Consider the following 19,898-nt stretch of genomic DNA (forward strand, 5'->3'; position numbering starts at 1 on the left):
CCCGATGAAATTATATTCTGACCGTATTACTTCAACTTCTTTGCGCCGTAGCCTGATCGGCGCCGCTGTCCTGGCCCTGTGCAGCGGTAGCGCCATGGCGATCGATCCTTTCGTCATCAAAGATATCCGCGTCGAAGGGATCCAGCGTACGGAAGCCGGTACGGTCTTCAGCTATCTGCCGGTGCGTGTAGGCGAAACCTTCAACGACGATAAATCCGTTACCGCCATCAAGGCGCTGTATGCCACCGGCTTCTTCAAAGACGTGAAGCTGGAAAAAGACGGCCAGGTGCTGGTGGTGCTGGTGGAGGAACGTCCGGCTATCTCCAAGGTGGACTTCACCGGCACCAAGGAATTTGAAAAAGACACGCTGATCAAAGCGCTGAAAGACATCGGCGTCGGCGAAACCAAGATTTTCGATAAGGCGTCGGTCGACCGCGCCGAGCAAGAACTGAAACGCCAGTACCTGTCGCGCGGCCTGTATGGCGTGAAGGTCGTCACCACTGTCACGCCGATCGAGCGTAACCGCGTGACCATCACCTTCGCGGTGGACGAGGGCGAAATCGCCAAGATCAAAGAGATCAACATCGTCGGCAACAAGATCTTCAGCGACAAAGAGCTGAAAGACCAGCTGGCGCTGAATACCGGCGGCTGGTTCTCGTGGTACACCAAGGCTAACCAGTATTCCAAGACCAAGCTGACTGGCGATATCGAGTCGCTCAAGTCCTACTACCTGAATCGCGGCTACATCGAGATGAATATCGATTCGACCCAAGTGTCGATCACGCCCGACAAGAAGGACATCTACATCACCATCAACATCACCGAGGGTGAGAAGTACACCGTATCCGGCATCAAGTTCGAAGGCGAGACCTTCGGCCGCGAAGAAGAGCTGCGCGAACTGGTGCTGCTGAAAAAAGGCGAGACCTACTCGGGCGAACGCCTGACCCTTACCAACAAGCTGATCTCGGATCGCCTGGGCACCTTCGGCTATGCCTTCGCCAACGTCAACGCCAACCCGGACATCGACCGCGACAAGCGCGAAGTGGCCTTCACCTTCTTCATCGATCCGGGCAAGCGCGCTTACGTGCGCCACATGAACATCGCCGGTAACACCACCACCCGCGATGAAGTGATCCGCCGCGAATTCCGCCAGTTCGAATCGAGCTGGTACGACGCCAACAAGATCAAGCTGTCGCGCGACCGCGTTGACCGTCTGGGCTACTTCAAGGACGTGACCATCGACACGCCGGAAGCGCAAGGCACTTCCGACCAGGTGGACGTCAACCTGACCGTGACCGAGAAGCCGACCGGTAACTTCCAGATCGGCGGCGCGTTCTCGCAGTCGGAGAAGTTCTCGTTCCAGGCGGCGATCCAGCAGGCTAACTTTGCCGGTTCTGGCACCACCGTGGGCCTGGAGCTGAACACCTCCAAGTACAGCCGCACGATTTCGTTCTCGCAGACCGACCCTTACTACACCGACGACGGCGTCTCGCGCGGCTACGAGCTGTATCTGCGCACGCAGAAGCCGCCGGCAGCCAACATCGGCTACTACACCATTAAACAGCAGGGCGGCCGTATCAGCTATGGCGTGCCGTTCTCGGAAGTCGATACGGTGTTCTTCGGTATCGGTCTCGAACGCTCGAAGATCACCACCGACGCCACCTCGCCGATCCGCTTCCAGGAGTACGTGAACAGCATCAACGGCACCACCACCGGTGTTGGCACCGCCTCCACCAACGCCGTGCCGCTGACCGTGGCGTGGGCGCGCGATAGCCGCGACTCGGCGCTGACGCCGACCGTGGGCCGCTACCAGCGCGCCAACCTTGAGATCGACGTGGTCGGCCAGCAGAAATACTACCGCGCGGTGTACGAGCACCAGTGGTACAAGCCGATTTACCAGAAGGTCACGCTGGCACTGAAGGGCGAGTTCGACTACGGCCATGGCCTTGGCAACAGCAGCTACCCGGTGTTTAAGAACTTCTACGCCGGCGGTATCGGCTCGGTGCGCGGCTATCTGAGCTCGACGCTGGGCGCGGTTGATTACAGCTACGGCGATGCGCTGGGTGGCGCCTCGCGCCTGATCGGTAACGCTGAATTGCAGCTGCCGTTCCCAGGCTCGGGCCAAGACCGCAGCTTGCGCTGGTTCGGCTTTATCGATGGCGGCCAGGTGTACCAGGAAGGCCAGAAGATGCGTGCTTCCGAGCTGCGCTTCTCGTCCGGTCTGGGTATCAGCTGGATTTCGCCGGTGGGCCCACTGAAACTGAGTTATGCTAAGCCCCTGAACGCCAAGACGGGCGACCGCCTGGAACGCTTCCAGTTCCAGATGGGCTCCGGCTTCTAATGCTTGAAAGTATCAATTTTTACCTCGGAGAAATAAGTTGAAGACTGCATCCGCTACCATGACCAAATATCTCGCCGCGCTTGCACTGGGCTGGTGTTCATTGGCGCCGGTGCAGGCTCAGACCTCGGCTTCGCGCATCGCGTGGATCAGCCCTGAGCGCATCTACAATGAGTCCAAGCTGGCCAAGCTAGCCGAGGAAAAGCTGAAGGAAGAATTCAAGGCGCGCGAAAAAGCCATGAACGATATGGGCTTGCGCTTGAAGTCGGCCTCGGAAAAACTGGACAAGGATGCGCCGACGCTGAGCGAGGCAGACCGCGTCAAGCGCCAGCGCGATGTGTTTGAGCTGGACAAGGAATACCAGCGCCGCCAGCGCGAGTTCCGCGAAGACGTCAGCCAGCGCACCAACGAAGAGCGCCAGGCGATCTCGGAAAAGGCCACCAAGATCATCAAGCAGCTGGCTACCGTTGAAGGTTTTGATATCGTGCTGCAGGACGCCGTCTGGGCCAGCAACCGCATCGACATCACCGACAAGGTGCTGGCGGCGCTCGATAAAGACAAATAAAGACAGGATTACCCGATGGGCACTCGACTAGGAGCATTGGTCGAACGCTTGGGCGGACAGTTGGTAGGCGATGCGAACCTGGAAGTAACCGGGATCGCGCCCCTGACTGATGCCGGCGTTTCGCACATCAGCTTTCTCAGCAATAGCAAGCTGCGCGCGCAAGCGGCGCAGAGCAAGGCGGCGGCACTGATTGTGTCGGCCGCCGATGACGCTTTTATCGCGGCCGGCTACAGCGGCGCGCGCATCGTCGTTCCGAATCCCTATGTGTACTTCGCCCGTGCGGCGCAGTACTTCGCGTCGCTGACGGCCATCGTGCCGGCGGCCGGCGTGCATGCCACGGCGGTGGTGGCGGAGACTGCGCAAGTCGCAGCTTCGGCGCACATCGGCCCGCGCGTGGTGATCGAGGACGGCGCAGTGATTGAAGACGGCGCGGTGATCGGCGCCGGTTGCTTTATCGGCCGCGAGGCGGTGATCGGCGCGGAGACGCAGCTGTTCGCCAACGTGACCTTCCACGCTTACTGCCAGATCGGCAAGCGCGGCATCATCCACTCGGGCGCGGTGATCGGCACCGACGGCTTTGGCTTTGCCAACGAGGGCGGCGTCTACATCAAGATTCCGCAGACCGGCCGCGTGATGATCGGCGACGATGTCGATATCGGCGCCAACACCACCATCGACCGCGGCGCCCTGGCCGATACGATTATTGAAGACGGCGTGAAGCTGGATAACCAGATCCAGATCGGCCATAACTGCCATATCGGCGCGCACACGGCGATGGCAGGCTGCGTCGGCGTGGCCGGCAGCGCCAAAATCGGCAAGTACTGCACCTTCGGCGGCGCGGCCATGGTGCTGGGCCACTTGACCATCGTCGACAAGGTGCACGTGGGTTCGGGCAGCATGGTATCGCGCTCGATCCTGGAACCGGGCCAATACACCGGCTTCTACCCGTTGGCCAAGAACGCCGACTGGGAGAAATCAGCTGTCATTGTGCGCAACTTGTCGGCTATGCGCGATAAAATCCGCGCGCTCGAAAAAATCATTAAGACGAAATCAGAAGAAGACGAATCATGACCACTACCGAAACCTCCAAAACCATGGACATCTGCGAGATCAAGTCCTACCTGCCGCACCGCTATCCGCTGCTGCTGGTTGACCGCGTGATCTCGTACGAAGAGGGCAAGACCATCACCGCCATCAAGAACGTGACCGTGAATGAAGAATTCTTCAACGGCCACTTCCCGCACAAGCCAGTGATGCCGGGCGTGCTGATGATCGAAGCGATGGCGCAAACTGCGGCCCTGCTGTCGTTCAAGACCATGAACCTGAAGCCGGATGAGAACTCGGTGGTGTACTTCGTCGGCATCGACGGCGCGCGCTTCAAGCGCCCGGTGGGCCCTGGCGACCAGCTGCGCATGGACGTTGAGATCCTGCGCAACGCGCGCGGCATCTGGAAATACAAGGCAGTCGGCACGGTCGACGGCCAAGTTGCGGTGGAAGCAGAACTGATGTGCACCATCCGCAGCGCTACCGACGCATCGCAACCAGCAGGTTAATCATCATGGCGAAGATACATGCGACCGCCGTCGTTGACAGCAAGGCCGAGCTGCACGACAGCGTAGAAATCGGCCCGTACTCGGTGATCGGCCCTAACGTGACCATCGGCTCTGGCACCGTGGTGGGCCCGCACGTGGTCATTGAAGGCCACACCACCATCGGCAGCGATAACAAGTTCTTCCAGTTCTCGTCGATCGGCGCTGCGCCGCAGGACAAGAAGTGGAAGGGCGAGCCGACTCGTCTGACCATCGGCGACCGCAACACCATCCGCGAATTCTGCACCTTCAACACCGGCACGGTGCAGGATAAGGGCGTGACCTCGCTAGGTAACGACAACTGGATCTCGGCCTACGTGCACCTGGCGCACGACTGCCAGGTCGGCAGCAACACCATCTTCTCGAACAACGCGCAGATCGCGGGCCACGTGGAGATTGGCGACTACGTGATCATGAGCGGCTTCGCCAACGTGCACCAGTTCTGCAAAATCGGCGCGCACGCGTTTGTCGGCATGAGCACCTCGCTGACACAGGACGTGCCGCCGTTCGTGCTGTTGAACGGTAATCCGGCTGCGGCGCACGGCGTCAATATCGAAGGCCTGAAACGCCGTGGTTTCACCCGCGAGCAGATCAACGGCATCCGCGCTGCGTACAAAATCATCTACCGTTCGGGTAACACGCTGGAAGAAGCGAAGGCTTTGCTGATCGCTGAAGAAGCGGCAGTACCGGCCGACGTTGCGTTGCATATGCGCGCCATGCGCGAGTTCCTCGATACCGCGACCCGTGGCATCGTACGATAAATCGCAGGCGGGGCAACCCGCCATCGCCCTCGTGGCAGGCGAGCCGTCCGGCGACATGCTGGCGGCTCGTTTGCTTTCCGGCCTGCGTCCGCACTTGCCGGAGGCGCGCTTCCATGGCATCGGTGGCCCGGCGATGATGGAGCATGGCTTCGAGTCGCATTGGCCGATGGATCAGCTGACGGTGCGCGGCTTGCTGCCGGTGCTGATGAAATACCGCGAGTTGAAAGGCATCCAGAACCAGCTGCGCGATCAGCTGCTGGCCGAGCGTCCAGCGGTCTTCATAGGCGCCGACTATCCGGGCTTTAACCTTGGACTGGAAGAGCAGCTGAAGGCGGCCGGCATCCCGACCATGCACTACATCGGCCCGCAGATCTGGGCGTGGCGCGGTGGGCGCATCAAGAAAATCATCCGCGCCGTATCGCACATGCTGGTGGTGTTCCCGTTCGAGGAAGAGATCTACAAGCAGGCCGGGGTGCCGGTCAGCTACGTCGGCCACCCGCTGGCGGAACTGATTCCGCTGACGCCGGACGAAGGCGCCGCCAAGCGCGCACTGGGTTTGCCGGAAGACGCCAACGTGGTCACCATCATGCCGGGCAGCCGCATGTCGGAGATCAAGTACAACACGGTGGCCTTTGTGCAGGCGGCCAAGCTGCTCAAGCTGCGCGACCGCACACTGCGTTTCGTCGCGCCGATGGCGGGCGAGCGCCAGAAGCAGTACTTCCTGCAACTGGTGGCGCAAGCGGGCTTGCAGGACATGGAGATCCAGCTGCTGGACGGCCAGTCGCACACCGCGATTGCGGCGGCCGATGCGGTGATGGTGGCTTCGGGTACGGCCTCGCTGGAAGTGGCGCTGTTCAAGAAGCCGATGGTCATCGCCTACAAAATGGCGGAACTGGAGTGGCAGATTTTGCGCCACTTCGGCTACCAGCCGTGGATAGGCTTGCCGAATATCCTGGCGCGTGAATTCCTCGTGCCGGAATTGCTGCAGCACGCGGCCAGTGCCGAAGCCCTGGCGGAGGCGATGTGGAAGCAACTGAGCGATGCGCCGCACCGCCTGCGCCTGGCGCAGCGTTTCACCGATATGCATCACAGCCTGCTGCGCAATAGCGCGGTGGAGAGCGCAGCCGCCGTGCTGCGCGTCATTGAAGGACGAAAGTGAAGAATCAAAATCTCGGCTTGTTCGACGACCTGCCGGAATCGCCGGACGAAATCATCTGCGGCGTGGACGAAGCGGGCCGCGGCCCCCTGGCCGGCCCGGTGTTCGCGGCCGCCGTCATCCTCTGTCCAACGCGGCCGATCGAGGGCCTGCGCGATTCGAAAAAACTCAACGAAGCCAAGCGCGACATGCTGGCGCCGCTGATCAAGCAGCACGCCGTGGCGTGGGCGATTGCCGAAGCCTCGGAAGAAGAAATCGACAAGCTGAATATTTTGCAGGCCTCCATGCTGGCCATGCGCCGCGCCGTGGAAGCGTTGAAGACAGTGCCGACGCTGGCCCTGATCGACGGCAACCGCTGCCCGGTGATGAAGGTACAAAGCATCGCCATCGTCGGCGGCGACGACAAGGTGGAAGCCATTTCGGCCGCCTCCATCCTCGCCAAGACCGCGCGCGATGCGGCGCTGGTGACGCTGCATGCGAAGTATCCGCAGTACTGCTTCGACCAGCACAAAGGCTACGGCACCGCGCTGCACCTGGAGCGCCTGCGCGAGCATGGCCCTTCGCCGGTGCATCGCCGTTCGTTCGCGCCGGTGCGCGCGTTGCTGGAGGTGGGGCTGTGAAGACGATTACCTCGCGCGATAACGCGCAGTACAAAGAACTGGTCAAGCTGGCTGGCAGCCAGCAGGCGCGCCGCAAGGCCGGCCGCACGCTGCTGGACGGCGTGCACCTGTGCCAATCGTTCCTGCAATTGCGCGGTTTGCCGGAGCAGTGTGTGGTCAGCGAAAGCTCGCTGCAAAATCCTGAAGTGATGGACATCATCGGCCAGCTGGAAGCGCAGCACGCCCACGTGCTGGCGTTGCCTGATGCGCTGTACAACGGCATCAGCCAGGTGGAGCATGGCGTCGGCGTGATGTTCCTGATCGCCACGCCGGAGCGCGCGGTGACGGCGCCAGTGAGCGTGTCGGCAGTGCTGCTCGACGGCGTTCAGGATCCCGGCAACGTCGGTTCGATCCTGCGCAGCGCGGCGGCGGCAGGGATCAAGCAAGTGTATTGCAGCGCCGGCACCGCGTTCTGCTGGTCGCCGAAAGTGCTGCGCGCCGCGATGGGCGCGCACTTCGTGCTCGATATTTTTGAAAACGTCGACCTGGCGGAATTGGTGCGCAGCGCCAAGGTGCAGACGCTGGCCACCAGCGGCTATGCCACCCAGCGCCTGTACGACGTCGACCTGCGACCGCCAACCGCATGGCTGTTCGGCCACGAAGGGCAGGGCGTTGCGGATGATTTGCTGTCGATGGCCACGCACCAGGTGGTGATACCGCACCTTGGGCAGGTTGAGTCGCTGAACGTGGCGGCTTGCGCGGCAGTTTGCTTTTTCGAACAAGTAAGGCAGAATCAGGCGTAAGCAAGGAATAAGCAAACACTGGAGCCGTACATGGATATCGCGCAGTTGCATTTTCTGGTAGCCGAAGGGGATCAGGTTCAACGCCATGCGCTGGCCGATATCCTCGTCCACGTCGGCGTCGGACGGATCACGCAGGCGCCCGACGGCCACACCGCGCTGCGCCACTTCAGCGCCGGGATTACGCCGGCGGTGGACATCGCCATCATCGACCTGGCCTTGCCGGGCATGGATGCGCTGGAGCTGATACGCCGTCTGGGCGAAGCCAAGTCCCGTGCTGGTGTGATCGTGGTGGGCGCGCAAACCAATGCGGTCTTGTTCTCGGTCGAGACCATGGCCGATGCCTACGGCGTCAACGTGCTGGGTGCTATCGGCAAGCCGGTGATTGGCAGCCGTCTCGTGGCGCTCATCAACAACCACCTGCAACCGGGCGAAGCGCGAGGCGCGCATGCGCAAGCGCCGCAGCTGTCGTTTGCCGAAGTGGGACAAGGCTTGCAGGCGCGCGAGTTCGATCCCTTCTTCCAACCGAAGATTGAGCTGGAGACTGGCCAGGTAAAAGGCCTGGAGATGTTTGCGCGCTGGCGCCATCCGCTGCATGGCGTGCTGGGACCGGCGTCGTTCATGCAGGCGCTGGAAGACAACCGGCGCGTAGACTTCCTCGATTGGACCATGATCGAAAAATCGGTGGCGGCTTGCCGCACCTTGCACGATCAGGGCGTGCCGATATCGGTGTCGATCAACGTCGACCAGAGCACGCTGGCGCATCCGCAATTCATGGAGCAGATCTCGGCGTGCCTGGAGCGGCACCGCATCATGGCCGACTACATCACCTTCGAGATGACCGAATCGGCGGTACTGAGCACCGACCCGCACTTCCTCGAACGGCTGCTACGCCTGCGCATGAAAGGCTTCGGCCTGGCGATTGACGATTACGGCACCGGGCGCAGCAACTTGCAGCTACTGGCGCGCATCCCATTCTCCGAATTGAAGATAGACCGTAGCTTCGTCGACGGCGCCTCCAAGCGCGCGGCGATAGGCATGGTGCTGCGTTCCTGCCTAAGTCTGGCGCGCAGCCTGGATCGAAAATCGGTGGCGGTCGGCGTCGAAACCAAGCAAGACTGGGACTTCCTGCAAGGCCTGGGCTGCACCTATGCCCAGGGCTACTACATCGCCAAACCCATGCCGGTAGAAGACTTCCCGGGGTGGCTGTCCGACTGGCAGCACTTCTTCTAAAAAAAAACCTACCCCATACGCTTTTGCCTCGACGCTGGCGTTACCACTTAAGGGTCAGACCCCGTACGGGGTCTGACCCTGCGTGGCCGTGCGGGTTTAATACTCGCGGCGATCCGGCTTAATCTCCTGCAGAATAGTAGTGGAGATCTCCTCGATCGACTTAGTAGTCGAGGACAGCCAGCGGATGCCTTCGCGTTTCATCATCAACTCGGCCTCGTTCACTTCATAGCGGCAGTTCTCCAAGGCCGCGTACTTGCTGCCGGCGCGACGTTCGTTGCGGATTTCGCTGAGGCGTTCCGGCGTGATCGTCAAACCGAAGATTTTATTTTTGAACTCGTACAAGGACGATGGCAGCTTGCCGCGTTCAAAATCATCCGGTATCAGCGGGTAGTTCGCCGCCTTGATCCCATACTGCATCGCCAAATACAAGCTAGTTGGCGTCTTGCCCGAGCGCGACACGCCCACCAGGATCACATCCGCCGACGACAGATTCTTGTGCGACTGCCCGTCATCATGCGCCAGCGAGAAGTTGATCGCCTCGATCCGGTTCTTGTACTCCTCGCTGTCCACGATGTTGTGCGAGCGCCCAATCGTATGGGTGGACTTCACCTGCAACTCTTGTTCCAGCGGAGCAACAAACGTCTGGAACATGTCCATGTACATGCCCTTGCACTGACGAATGACGTCCGACAACTCGGTCTTGACCAGCGTGGAAAAGATGATCGGACGCTGACCATCAGTTGCAAACGCTTCGTTAATCTTGCGCACCGCGTCGTGCGCCTTGTCCAGCGTATCGATGAACGGCAGCCGCACCTGGCGGAAGCGCAGCTCGAACTGGGTCAGCACGGAGTGACCGAAGGTTTCAGCAGTAATACCGGTGCCGTCGGAGACAAAAAAGACGGTGCGGGCAGCGGAGGGCAGTGGTGGTCGTTGTTCTTGTGTCATGTAGAGGAGGCTATCGGTATTGTGAATCGTCAATTCGCTGCGCAGGCTGTAGAATGATTGCCATAGTTAGATTGTGCTGCACGACGAACAGAATAACAAGAAACAAGTCTGCGCCTCGCTGGAAGATTTCTATCATCAAAAAGGTGTAATTATGTCCAACGCAGCATTGAAGGAGCAAAACAACGAAGCAGTCTACGTTGCCTCGTTTGAACACTTGCGAATGACGGATGTTGAATCCGTCGGCGGCAAGAACGCCTCACTCGGCGAAATGATCAGCCAATTGGCCGGCGCCGGTGTGCGCGTGCCAGGCGGCTTCGCCACCACGGCGCAAGCCTTCCGCGACTTCCTGTCGTACAGCGAGGCAGGCGGCAAGTCGCTGGCCGACCGCATCGCTGACCGCCTCGCCGATTTGAATATCGACGACGTGCGCTCGCTGGCGCAAGCCGGCGCGGAGATCCGCCAGTGGATCATCGACACGCCATTCCAGCCGCGTCTCGAAGCTGAAATCAAGACCTTCTATGAACAACTGGTGACCGATTCGTCGACCGAAGTATCGTTCGCCGTGCGCTCGTCGGCGACTGCGGAAGACTTGCCGGATGCATCGTTCGCCGGCCAGCAAGAGACCTTCCTGAACGTGGTCGGCATCGAGAATGTGCTGGACGCGATGAAGCATGTGTTCGCATCGCTGTACAACGACCGCGCGATTTCGTACCGCGTGCACAAAGGCTTTACCCACGCCGAAGTGGCGTTGTCGGCTGGCGTGCAGCGCATGGTCCGTTCCGATCTGGGCGCGGCTGGCGTGATGTTCACCATCGACACCGAGTCCGGCTTCAAGGACGTGGTGTTCGTGACCTCCAGCTATGGCCTCGGCGAGACCGTGGTGCAGGGCGCGGTCAACCCGGATGAGTTCTACGTCCACAAGCCGATGCTGGAGAAGGGCAAGTCGCCTGTTATCCGCCGCAACATCGGCTCGAAACTGATCAAGATGGAATTCACTGCGGAAGCCAAGGCTGGCCGCTCGGTGAAGACGGTTGACGTTCCGGTCGAACTGCGCAACCGCTACTCGCTGAACGATCAGGAAGTGGTGGAGCTGGCCAAGTACGCCGTCATCATCGAAAACCACTACGGCCGTCCGATGGACATCGAGTGGGGCAAGGATGGCCGCGACGGTAAGCTGTACATCCTGCAAGCGCGTCCTGAGACCGTGAAGTCGCAGCAGAAAACCACCGACGTGCAGCAGCGCTTCAAGCTGAAGTCGAGCGGCACGGTGCTGGCCTCGGGCCGCGCGATCGGCCAGAAGATCGGCGCCGGCCCTGTGCGCGTGATTCACGATCCATCGGAAATGGAACGCGTGCAGCCGGGCGACGTGCTGGTCGCCGATATGACCGACCCTAACTGGGAACCGGTGATGAAGCGTGCTTCGGCCATCGTCACCAACCGCGGCGGCCGCACCTGCCACGCAGCGATTATCGCGCGTGAACTGGGCGTGCCTGCGGTGGTGGGCTGCGGCGACGCGACCGACGTGCTGAAAGACGGCACCTTCGTGACCGTGTCCTGCGCTGAAGGCGACGAAGGTCGTATCTACGACGGTCTGCTGGAAACCGAAGTATCGGAAGTGCAGCGCGGCGAACTGCCTAAGCTGCCGACCAAGATCATGCTGAACGTGGGTAACCCGCAGTTGGCGTTCGACTTCCAGGCCGTGCCTAACGCCGGCGTGGGTCTGGCCCGTCTTGAGTTCATCATCAACAACAACATCGGCGTGCACCCGAAAGCGATTCTGGAATACCCGAACATCGATGCCGACTTGAAGAAAGCAGTGGAGTCGGTCGCGCGCGGCCACGCTTCGCCTCGCGCCTTCTACGTCGACAAGCTGGCCGAAGGTATCGCCACCATCGCCGCTGCGTTCTGGCCGAAACCAGTGATCGTGCGCCTGTCGGACTTCAAGTCCAACGAGTACAAGAAGCTGATCGGCGGTTCGCGCTACGAGCCGGATGAAGAAAACCCGATGCTGGGCTTCCGCGGCGCGGCACGCTACCTGGCGGACGATTTCGCCGGCGCATTCGAAATGGAATGCGCTGCGATGAAGCGCGTGCGTAACGATATGGGTCTGACCAACGTTGAGATCATGGTGCCGTTCGTGCGTACGCTGGGCCAAGCTGAGAAGGTCGTGAACCTGCTGGGCAAAAACGGTCTGGTACGCGGCGAAAATGGTCTGCGTCTGATCATGATGTGCGAAGTGCCGTCGAATGCGATTCTGGCGGAGCGCTTCCTCGAACACTTCGACGGCTTCTCGATCGGTTCCAACGACTTGACCCAGCTGACGCTGGGCCTCGACCGCGATTCCGGCATGGCGCTGCTGGCGGCCGATTTCGACGAGCGCGACGACGCGGTGAAAGCCCTGCTGTCGCAAGCGATCAAGGCCTGCCGCGCGCAGGGCAAGTACATTGGTATTTGCGGCCAAGGTCCATCGGACCACCCGGACTTTGCGGCGTGGCTGATGGAGCAGGGCATCGAGTCGATGTCGCTGAACCCGGATTCGGTGATCGACACCTGGCAGAAACTGGCCAGCTTGCAGAAGTAATTGAAGTTATTGACGTAGGCTGAAAATGGTATAGACTGGAGTTATCGAATTTAGTAGTAAAAAACTCTATCAATACCATCTGTCAGCAGCAAAAAACCCTCGCCGCCCATGTTGGGAAGCGGGGGTTTTTTCATTTGAAAGGAGCGCATCATGGCTGATTGGAGCTACTGGCTGGCGGCTGCCGGCGTGGTTGTGATTCTCGAACTGTTCAGCGGGACGTTCTACCTGCTGATGATCGCCATCGGGCTGGCGGCCGGCAGTGCTGCGGCGTTGCTGGGTCTGGGCGAAGCGGTGCAATTGCTGGTGGCCGCTGTGGTTGGCGTGGCCGCCACCGTGGCCTTGCGCCGCAGCCGGTATGGCCTCACGCAGCAGCGCGTGCAGGCCGAGCGCGATCCGAACGTGAACCTTGATATCGGCCAGACCGTGCATGTGCCGGCGTGGCAGGATAACGCAGCGCGCGTGATGTATCGCGGCGCGCTGTGGGATGTGGAGTTAGCTCCTGGCGTGAGCGCCACGCCGGGCCAATTCGTCATCCGCGAAGTACGCGGCAGCCGCCTGATCGTGGCCGCCTAAGATTAATCAACGGAGATTTACATGGACATCAGCATAGGTAACGTCACCTTCATTCTGTTTATTCTGGCGATTGTGTTTGTTTTCAAAACCATCAACGTGGTGCCGCAGCAGCACGCGTGGGTGGTGGAGCGGCTTGGTAAATATCATGCGACGCTGGGGCCGGGCCTCAACATCGTGATTCCGTTTGTGGACCGCATCTCGTACAAGCACGTGCTGAAAGAGATCCCGCTCGACGTGCCGCCGCAGGTTTGCATCACCAAGGACAATACACAGTTGCAGGTGGACGGCATCCTGTACTTCCAGATCACAGACGCGATGCGCGCGTCGTACGGTTCATCCAACTACATCGCCGCGATTACGCAGCTGGCGCAAACCACGCTGCGTTCGGTGATCGGCCGCATGGAGCTGGACAAAACGTTTGAAGAGCGTGAGCACATCAACACCGCCATCGTGAACGCGATCGACGAATCGGCCGCCAACTGGGGCGTGAAGGTGCTGCGTTACGAGATCAAGGATTTGACGCCGCCGAAAGAAATCCTGCACGCGATGCAGGCGCAGATCACGGCCGAGCGTGAGAAGCGCGCGCTGATCGCCGCGTCCGAAGGCCGCAAGCAAGAGCAGATCAACATCGCCAGCGGCGAGCGTGAGGCCCAGATCGCGCGCTCCGAAGGTGACAAGCAAGCGGCCATCAACCGCGCGCAAGGCCAAGCTGCGGCGATCGTGGCGCTGGCGGAAGCGAATGCAGCGGCACTGCGCCAAGTCGGTGCGGCGCTGCAAGAGCCGGGCGGCGAGGATGCGATGAACTTGAAAGTGGCCGAGCAGTACGTTGGCGCGTTCAGCCAGCTGGCGAAGACCAACAACTCGGTCATCATCCCGGCAAACCTTGGCGATATGAGCGGGTTGATTGCTACTGCCATGCAGGTGGTCAAATCGCAGAAGGATGCGCCTTTGATCAAGCCAGTTAAAGCTTAAAGGAGAGATATGCCTTCAGTGATATCGCCGGGGCCGTGGTCTAAAGAGGAACGAAATTTTCAACTTGCCTTCGTGGTGTTCTCCGGCCTCTCTGTGTTGTCCGGCACGGTCGCGATGATGGCAACTGGCGGGGCGCCGGGCTTGTGGTTGCGTAATCCCGTGATGTGGGGCGTGACATTGATGCTGTGCGTGGGACTGCGCCGGCTTCACATGCCTCCACCATGGGTAGTAATAGCGATTGTTAGCCTTCTCGCGCTGAGCTTATTGGTGGGGCCAGATCAGGCAGGCGTGCATCGTTGGCTCGCCGTTGGCCCTGTGCAGTTGAACGTTGCTGCGCTCGTGATTCCCCTCGGTCTGCTGCTGGCGGATCGAGGAGTCCGGCATGCCGGGCAGCCCAGATATGCGATTGCGGTGCTTGCAATCGCAATGATCTTGGCGTGGCAGCCGGATATGTCGCAGCTGAGCGCCTTGATTGCTGCGCTCTTGATCTGGGCCATTGCGCGGCGTAGCGTGCAGTCGCTGCTCTGGGTGGCGCCAATGGCATTGCTTGCTTTGTTCTTCTGCGCTGGCAGGCCTGATCCGCTTGAGCCAGTTCCTCATGTGGAGGGGATTTTTCATCTGGCTGCAGAGGTTTCACCCATGCTGGCTTTCTGTGGTGGGCTCTGCCTGTTGCTTACTGCCCTAAGTCCGCTGGCTCTAGCGAATGATCTGAACAGACGTCCGGTGGCGGCTGGGTTGACGGCGTATTTTTTAGTATCCGGCTTTGCCTGGTTGTTTGGTGCGTTTCCGGTGCCGCTTGCAGGCTATGGCATCAGCTTCATACTGGGCTGGCTGATCGGCGCAACGGCTCTGTTGATGAAGTAGTACCCACGTTGGGAAGGCCGCTGCGGCGGTGCGTTAAAAAAAAATTAAAAAGAAATTCTCATGATGCATTCTGATTCGTCCTCCCGTCTTGTTGGGCTGGACACCTTGCGCGCACTCGCCATTGCACTGGTGCTGATGTCCCACTACAACGGCTTTGTCAGGCAGGCGCCGGGCTTTGGCGCTCTCGGTAGCATAGGGTGGGCTGGCGTCGATTTGTTTTTCGTGCTGAGCGGCTACCTGATCGGCAACCAGCTTCTGGCGCCCTTGTCCCGTGGCGAGAGTCTAGACTTACGGATTTTTTTTGCGCGCCGACTGCTGCGCACACTTCCAAACTATTATGTAGTACTCGCCATCTACCTGTTACTGCGCGACAGTCCAATTGCAGGCAAGACCATGTCGCCGGTTTGGCGCTTCCTCACTTTCACCCAGAATTTCGGCATGCATTATGGGGAGACCTTTACACACTCATGGTCGCTGTGCATTGAGGAACAGTTCTACCTGGTACTGCCGTTGGCGCTCATTGCTCTAGTCCGGCGCAAGCGCTCTCCGTGGCTTCTGTGGTGCGCCTTGATCGCCGCCATCGCAGCGGGCATGACGGCACGCGGCATTGCCTTCATGGATGGAAAGGATGTGTTCGCGGCGCCAGTGTACTACTCGAGCTTTTGCCGCTTCGACGAATTATTGCCGGGTGTAGCCATTGCCTTGCTGAAGAATTTCCATCCCATCGCGTTCGCGCGCCTGCTTCGCTATGGGAACGCGTTGTTGGTGGCCGGCCTTGCCAGTGCCGCAGCCGTGCTGTACGGAGTGATGAACGAAGCACCTAACGCCTTCCTCGCATCCACCTTCGGCTTTTCGCTGGTCGCCGCAAGTTTCGCGCTGCTGACCTGCTCGGCGCTTAGCCCGTCGTCGCTGCTAAACCGGCTTCGCATTCCCGGCGCCGCGAGCTTGGCGCTGTGGTCATACGCCGTGTACCTGGTACACAAGCCGATCTTTATGGCCCTGCGCCCTGAATTCCAGAGACTGGGCATCGATACTAGCGCGCCACTGACCATTGTAATGGTCATGGCGGTTGGCATTGCGGGCGGTTGGCTGCTGTACCTGTTGGTAGAGCGACCGTTCATGCAACTACGGGCACGCTACTACCCAACGAGCGGAAGAAAGACGCATGGTTCCACTACCTCCGCCGCAGTCGGTGGGGGAATAGGCGATGAACTCTCTAAGCGCTAAATAGACCATAGACCCGGACGGTCTCAGCCTAGCGTGAGAATGCGTGAGTTTTACAGATTAGCAAGCTGCTATTCTGAATGGCGTTGGCCGTGTTCGGCCACAAGCGGACCTTTCCATATACGTGAGAATTAAACCAATGAGACCTGTATTCGATGCATCTCCTTATTTATGGGCTGACGACGGCTCTCTCCGGGACGTCTATATCCAACAGATGGGGTCAAAGCATTGGGAACGGTTCGATTCACTGGTCAGCAAGTATGAGCTTTCATACAGCTTTGATGGGGCTCACGCCCAGTTCCCTGGAAGCCAAGCTGTTTTCGCTAATCGAGAGGGCAGTCATCTGCTGTCGGTGATACTCGGCCAAGTAAGCGTCAATTGTCATTTCTTCGTTGACTGGCAACTCGAGCTGGATATATCACCGCGAGAAATTCTCGGGCCTATTGAGCATGATGCTGTTCTCGACTTCGTGGAACAGCTGTCAGTAGAATTAGAGCTGCCTGCGGACATTACGCCGGAAAATAGCGAGACCACACCATTCATGACGTATTCGCCTACAACGCATTCTTGGACGCTACACTAACGCTTACGGATGGCTGGCACTTACCGGCCATAAGCGGTCGTTACCGCATTGCTGACGCCAGATAGAAAGAGAACGAATGTATAGCATTTACGCTGGTTCGGATTTAGTCGGGCATACAGCACTGGAAAATGGCGATGCTCCTATGGGCGTGGCATTCGGCGTGTTTCTTCCTTCAGATGGGTATGCTCGTATAAGAGAAGTTTGTCAGCGGAACCACAGTGACCAAAGCATGTTGCAGCTGTCAGTCGCGACCGAAGCGGGCGATGCGATTCCTGCCATAGGCGTTAGTGTGCTTGACTATACTGCGATGGTAGACGAACCGGAAATACAGGTAAATTTGATTGGTGTTGAAGCTGCGCTTTATGAAGCGCTGTTTCCAATGCATGTGCGAGCCTATCGACAAAGGTTCGCATGAAATCTAGCCTCTCCTCCAATCGGCCAGAAGCAATGGGATGGACTCCTCCTCACCTGCCGGCGTCTGAGCGCCTAAACTGGAGTTTCGACACAACCAGTTGAGAGAAGGAGTCCACCGTGAACATTATCCGCGTCGGCGTAGATCTCGCCAAGAATGTCTTTCAAGTGCATGGGGTTGATCGTTGCGAAAAGGTTGTATGGCGCAAGAAGTTGGGACGGGCGGAATGGCTAGCGGCATTGCTGGAGAAGATTGAACCCGGCTGCGAGATTGCTATGGAAGCTTGCGGCGGCGCGCATCATTGGGCCCGGCAATTGCAGAAACGCGGCTTCACGGTGAAGCTAATCGCGCCGCAGTTCGTCAAGCCGTACGTGAAGAGTAACAAGAACGACGCGAACGATGCGGAAGCGATTTGCGAGGCGATGAGCCGCCCGAGCATGCGCTTCGTCGCGGTCAAATCGGTCGAGCAGCAAGACCTGCAGGCGATCCACCGGATCAGGGCGGAGCTGGTCAGTCAGCGCTCCGCGAAGGGTAACCAGATCCGTGGGCTGTGCAGCGAATATGGTCTGGTGGCACCGAGAGAAATGATCCAACTGCGCGCCGCCATTCCGCTGTGGCTGGAGGATCTGGAGAATGGATTGACGCAACGTTTCCGGCGTATGCTGCGTGGCCTGTGGCTTGATCTACTGAATCTGGAACTGCGGGTCAAGGAACTGGATCAGGAGATCGAAATCGCGGCATCGACCGATCCGGTCGCTACCCGGTTGCAGCAGTTACGCGGAGTGGGACCGATCATCGCCACGGCGATTGTGGCAAACGTGGGCGACGCCAAGCAGTTCAGCAGTGGCAGACAGATGGCGGCATCGCTGGGCCTGACACCCCGGCAGAATAGCTCGGGTGGGAAGGAGCGACTGCTGGGGATCACAAAGCGAGGCGATGCGCAACTACGCACGCTGTTGATCCACGGTGCCCGGTCGGTGTGACGAACGGCGGCCAGCAAGAATGATCGGATGAGTCGCTGGGTGACGCACATCGCCGAGACGAGGCACCACAACATAGCGGCGGTCGCGCTCGCCAACAAGACGGCGCGTATCGCCTGGGCGATGATAACCAAAGGCACCGACTACCAGCCTGGGCTGGTGACGATTTAAGCGGTAAGAGCAACCAGTACGTAAAAAGGAGTATCCAACCACGATTGCGAAACATGCCGATGATGGCCAACAGGTCGAACCGGCGCTGGCAGAACCCGACAACGTCTGTGGCCACTGAGTCCGGAGTAGCAATAGGGAGCCAGCGCGCGAATAGCCCATTATGGTCCTTGCCCGAGAGCGGGCAATGCAGTTAGAGACCGAATATACGTGAGCAGTCGTACCTGAAAGTCAAAGACGGAATGTTTGCAAACGAGGAGGAGTCCATATACAGACGTTCATCAGTAATTTCAATAAAGACTTTTAATGCGATTTCGAGTAACGTCAATAACGTATGAGGATGAGGCCAAGCTTGTTATGGCCCCGTTGTGCAAGATTGAAGACTGGCTGAATGCTGCGATGGCCGATGGAGAATTCGGTGGCGGCTTGGACAGCCTTATGATTGTAGTTATTTGCTATTACATCGATGAAGCTGGTGAGATAAGTAAGCTACCTAAGCCGTCAAGATTGAGTAAGTACAAGCACCCGATGACAGGCGAGGAGCAACGCTGCCTGACCCTGCACGTTTCTGTGGAAGATAAGGCGCTACTACGTGTGGAACCTGAAAATATGGTGAACTACCTAAGTCAATTGATTGTCGACAAGTTGCCTGAGCGGCCGCTGCGCATTCCCAAGGGCCTCGACTATAGCCGCTTGAGAACTGCCATGCAGAAATGCATCGGCGCATTTGCTGAAGTGCGTTAGACCGAGACCGGCCAAGAGCGGCCGCTGAGTCAAAAGCGAATACTGGAGAGCATGGATGAGTGAAGTTAATATCTCAAATGCGCTGGCAGAATTTGTAGGTGCGTTTGAAGTTGTGTTCAGGTATGACTGGGAATACACGAAGATTATGATCGGTGACGAGGCGACTGGCGCTACTTTTCTCGAACCGGGTCTCGATGATGAATCGGAAGACTGGGGTGCAAGAGGGGCTTTGCTAGAAAAATATAGGGCGCTTGTAGTTGCTATGCAGAGTCAGGGCCTGGAGCCCAAATTTCCATTTCCGCAAGCTCAATTACAGAGCCTCAAAGGACCGGCGTGACGCAACTGCTAACGGCCATTTGCGGACATACAAAGGGATGTAGCACATGCAAAAAGACGTTCATCTTTCACCAGAAAAGTATGCAGCACTTATATCAGCAGACGGGCCAAAACGCTTCAAGCATTTGATATCGCAAGCCGCAGATCGAGAAGTGCTCTGGGGACTTCGAGACGAATCTGGCTGGGTTAGTCTGGGCGACGATTCAGGTGCCCCTGGCTTTCCTATTTGGCCGCATCCTGATTATGCACGGGATTGCGCAACGGGTTCTTGGGCTGGATGTTCTCCAGCGGAGATTGAGGTTCATGAATTTGTCGATGATTGGCTGCCGGATATGTCGGAACAGGGAGTTTCGATTGCAGCCTTTCCTACACCTTCGATGAATGGTGTTTGGATTTCTCCTGACGAATTGAAGCTCATCTTGGAGGAAGAATTAGCAAAATATGAGTAGGCTGTCTACGGCCAAAAGCGGCCTAC

The 19,898-nt window shown here is 58.9% G+C and carries 20 protein-coding genes and 1 pseudogene; 20 read left to right on the forward strand and 1 reads right to left on the reverse strand.

From position 1 onward, the window contains the following. The first annotated feature begins 4 nt into the window (after positions 1-4). Genes bamA through GTP45_RS09255 form a run of 9 tightly spaced genes read left to right on the forward strand, consistent with a single transcriptional unit; the run spans position 5 to position 9,041 of the window. Positions 5-2,341 carry an outer membrane protein assembly factor BamA gene (gene bamA / locus GTP45_RS09215; RefSeq protein WP_161013586.1) on the forward strand — a complete coding sequence of 779 codons (2,337 nt, stop codon included), beginning with the start codon at positions 5-7 and terminating at the stop codon, positions 2,339-2,341. Positions 2,342-2,399: 58 nt separating this feature from the next. After that, positions 2,400-2,903, forward strand: coding sequence for an OmpH/Skp family outer membrane protein (locus tag GTP45_RS09220; RefSeq protein ID WP_161013587.1), 504 nt, complete (start codon positions 2,400-2,402; stop codon positions 2,901-2,903). 15 nt (positions 2,904-2,918) lie between these two features. Continuing rightward, on the forward strand, positions 2,919-3,974 hold the full coding sequence (gene lpxD / locus GTP45_RS09225; RefSeq protein ID WP_161013588.1) for a UDP-3-O-(3-hydroxymyristoyl)glucosamine N-acyltransferase: 1,056 nt from the start codon (positions 2,919-2,921) through the stop codon (positions 3,972-3,974). Beyond that, complete coding sequence (gene fabZ / locus GTP45_RS09230) at positions 3,971-4,456, forward strand: 3-hydroxyacyl-ACP dehydratase FabZ (protein ID WP_161013589.1); 486 nt, start codon at positions 3,971-3,973, stop codon at positions 4,454-4,456. Before lpxD ends, fabZ begins: the two co-directional genes overlap by 4 nt. A 5-nt stretch (positions 4,457-4,461) precedes the next feature. Further along, positions 4,462-5,253 carry an acyl-ACP--UDP-N-acetylglucosamine O-acyltransferase gene (gene lpxA / locus GTP45_RS09235; protein WP_161013590.1) on the forward strand — a complete coding sequence of 264 codons (792 nt, stop codon included), beginning with the start codon at positions 4,462-4,464 and terminating at the stop codon, positions 5,251-5,253. Then, entirely contained in the window at positions 5,237-6,412 is a 1,176-nt protein-coding gene (gene lpxB, locus GTP45_RS09240) for a lipid-A-disaccharide synthase (protein ID WP_371874427.1), read from the forward strand. The genes lpxA and lpxB overlap by 17 nt, the downstream gene beginning before the upstream one ends. Further along, positions 6,409-7,029, forward strand: a complete 621-nt coding sequence (rnhB, locus tag GTP45_RS09245) for a ribonuclease HII (protein WP_161013591.1) — start codon at positions 6,409-6,411, stop codon at positions 7,027-7,029. Before lpxB ends, rnhB begins: the two co-directional genes overlap by 4 nt. Beyond that, positions 7,026-7,811: a TrmH family RNA methyltransferase gene (locus tag GTP45_RS09250; RefSeq protein ID WP_161013592.1), complete on the forward strand. Its 786-nt coding sequence runs from the start codon at positions 7,026-7,028 to the stop codon at positions 7,809-7,811. The genes rnhB and GTP45_RS09250 overlap by 4 nt, the downstream gene beginning before the upstream one ends. A 30-nt stretch (positions 7,812-7,841) precedes the next feature. Further along, a complete protein-coding gene (locus tag GTP45_RS09255) occupies positions 7,842-9,041 on the forward strand; it encodes an EAL domain-containing response regulator (RefSeq protein ID WP_161013593.1) in 1,200 nt (399 codons plus the stop codon). Positions 9,042-9,137: 96 nt separating this feature from the next. Here GTP45_RS09255 and ppsR read toward each other — a convergent pair whose 3' ends face one another. After that, positions 9,138-9,986 (reverse strand): posphoenolpyruvate synthetase regulatory kinase/phosphorylase PpsR, encoded by an 849-nt coding sequence (gene ppsR, locus GTP45_RS09260; RefSeq protein ID WP_161013594.1) that lies wholly within the window; start codon positions 9,984-9,986, stop codon positions 9,138-9,140. A gap of 151 nt (positions 9,987-10,137) precedes the next feature. Here ppsR and ppsA point away from each other — a divergent pair, with 151 nt between their 5' ends. From ppsA to GTP45_RS09315, 11 genes and pseudogenes are all read left to right on the forward strand, one after another. Beyond that, positions 10,138-12,567, forward strand: coding sequence for a phosphoenolpyruvate synthase (gene ppsA / locus GTP45_RS09265; protein ID WP_161013595.1), 2,430 nt, complete (start codon positions 10,138-10,140; stop codon positions 12,565-12,567). Positions 12,568-12,717: 150 nt separating this feature from the next. Further along, on the forward strand, positions 12,718-13,140 hold the full coding sequence (locus GTP45_RS09270) for an NfeD family protein (protein WP_161013596.1): 423 nt from the start codon (positions 12,718-12,720) through the stop codon (positions 13,138-13,140). 21 nt (positions 13,141-13,161) lie between these two features. Further along, the gene (locus tag GTP45_RS09275; protein ID WP_161013597.1) at positions 13,162-14,112 is read left to right on the forward strand and encodes an SPFH domain-containing protein; all 951 of its coding nucleotides are present in this window, start codon (positions 13,162-13,164) and stop codon (positions 14,110-14,112) included. A 9-nt stretch (positions 14,113-14,121) separates the two neighbouring features. Next, positions 14,122-14,976, forward strand: a complete 855-nt coding sequence (locus GTP45_RS09280) for a hypothetical protein (protein ID WP_161013598.1) — start codon at positions 14,122-14,124, stop codon at positions 14,974-14,976. Between the two features lie 60 nt (positions 14,977-15,036). Further along, complete coding sequence (locus tag GTP45_RS09285) at positions 15,037-16,203, forward strand: acyltransferase family protein (protein ID WP_161013599.1); 1,167 nt, start codon at positions 15,037-15,039, stop codon at positions 16,201-16,203. A gap of 136 nt (positions 16,204-16,339) precedes the next feature. Further along, positions 16,340-16,783 carry a hypothetical protein gene (locus tag GTP45_RS09290; RefSeq protein WP_161013600.1) on the forward strand — a complete coding sequence of 148 codons (444 nt, stop codon included), beginning with the start codon at positions 16,340-16,342 and terminating at the stop codon, positions 16,781-16,783. 76 nt (positions 16,784-16,859) lie between these two features. Beyond that, positions 16,860-17,198, forward strand: a complete 339-nt coding sequence (locus GTP45_RS09295; RefSeq protein WP_161013601.1) for a hypothetical protein — start codon at positions 16,860-16,862, stop codon at positions 17,196-17,198. A gap of 116 nt (positions 17,199-17,314) precedes the next feature. Next, a pseudogene (locus GTP45_RS09300) lies at positions 17,315-18,346 on the forward strand (IS110 family RNA-guided transposase). 303 nt (positions 18,347-18,649) lie between these two features. Further along, the gene (locus GTP45_RS09305) at positions 18,650-19,087 is read left to right on the forward strand and encodes an Imm44 family immunity protein (RefSeq protein WP_161013602.1); all 438 of its coding nucleotides are present in this window, start codon (positions 18,650-18,652) and stop codon (positions 19,085-19,087) included. Positions 19,088-19,142: 55 nt separating this feature from the next. Further along, positions 19,143-19,424 (forward strand): hypothetical protein, encoded by a 282-nt coding sequence (locus GTP45_RS09310; RefSeq protein ID WP_161013603.1) that lies wholly within the window; start codon positions 19,143-19,145, stop codon positions 19,422-19,424. Between the two features lie 46 nt (positions 19,425-19,470). Beyond that, on the forward strand, positions 19,471-19,872 hold the full coding sequence (locus tag GTP45_RS09315; protein ID WP_161013604.1) for a DUF2750 domain-containing protein: 402 nt from the start codon (positions 19,471-19,473) through the stop codon (positions 19,870-19,872). Positions 19,873-19,898 lie beyond the last annotated feature (26 nt).

Origin of the sequence: Duganella rivi (assembly GCF_009857435.1) — a bacterium.
GTDB lineage: Bacteria > Pseudomonadota > Gammaproteobacteria > Burkholderiales > Burkholderiaceae_D > Rugamonas > Rugamonas rivi.

Coding starts and splice junctions, on each gene's coding strand:
- GTP45_RS09220 (WP_161013587.1), top strand. CDS start 2,400: ATGACCAAATATCTCGCCGCGCTTGCACTGGGCTGGTGTTCATTGGCG.
- GTP45_RS09295 (WP_161013601.1), top strand. CDS start 16,860: ATGTATAGCATTTACGCTGGTTCGGATTTAGTCGGGCATACAGCACTG.
- GTP45_RS09310 (WP_161013603.1), top strand. CDS start 19,143: ATGAGTGAAGTTAATATCTCAAATGCGCTGGCAGAATTTGTAGGTGCG.
- ppsR (WP_161013594.1), bottom strand. CDS start 9,986: ATGACACAAGAACAACGACCACCACTGCCCTCCGCTGCCCGCACCGTC.
- ppsA (WP_161013595.1), top strand. CDS start 10,138: ATGTCCAACGCAGCATTGAAGGAGCAAAACAACGAAGCAGTCTACGTT.
- GTP45_RS09255 (WP_161013593.1), top strand. CDS start 7,842: ATGGATATCGCGCAGTTGCATTTTCTGGTAGCCGAAGGGGATCAGGTT.
- GTP45_RS09305 (WP_161013602.1), top strand. CDS start 18,650: ATGCGATTTCGAGTAACGTCAATAACGTATGAGGATGAGGCCAAGCTT.
- GTP45_RS09290 (WP_161013600.1), top strand. CDS start 16,340: ATGAGACCTGTATTCGATGCATCTCCTTATTTATGGGCTGACGACGGC.
- GTP45_RS09315 (WP_161013604.1), top strand. CDS start 19,471: ATGCAAAAAGACGTTCATCTTTCACCAGAAAAGTATGCAGCACTTATA.
- fabZ (WP_161013589.1), top strand. CDS start 3,971: ATGACCACTACCGAAACCTCCAAAACCATGGACATCTGCGAGATCAAG.
- GTP45_RS09270 (WP_161013596.1), top strand. CDS start 12,718: ATGGCTGATTGGAGCTACTGGCTGGCGGCTGCCGGCGTGGTTGTGATT.
- lpxA (WP_161013590.1), top strand. CDS start 4,462: ATGGCGAAGATACATGCGACCGCCGTCGTTGACAGCAAGGCCGAGCTG.
- bamA (WP_161013586.1), top strand. CDS start 5: ATGAAATTATATTCTGACCGTATTACTTCAACTTCTTTGCGCCGTAGC.
- lpxD (WP_161013588.1), top strand. CDS start 2,919: ATGGGCACTCGACTAGGAGCATTGGTCGAACGCTTGGGCGGACAGTTG.
- GTP45_RS09280 (WP_161013598.1), top strand. CDS start 14,122: ATGCCTTCAGTGATATCGCCGGGGCCGTGGTCTAAAGAGGAACGAAAT.
- GTP45_RS09285 (WP_161013599.1), top strand. CDS start 15,037: ATGATGCATTCTGATTCGTCCTCCCGTCTTGTTGGGCTGGACACCTTG.
- GTP45_RS09275 (WP_161013597.1), top strand. CDS start 13,162: ATGGACATCAGCATAGGTAACGTCACCTTCATTCTGTTTATTCTGGCG.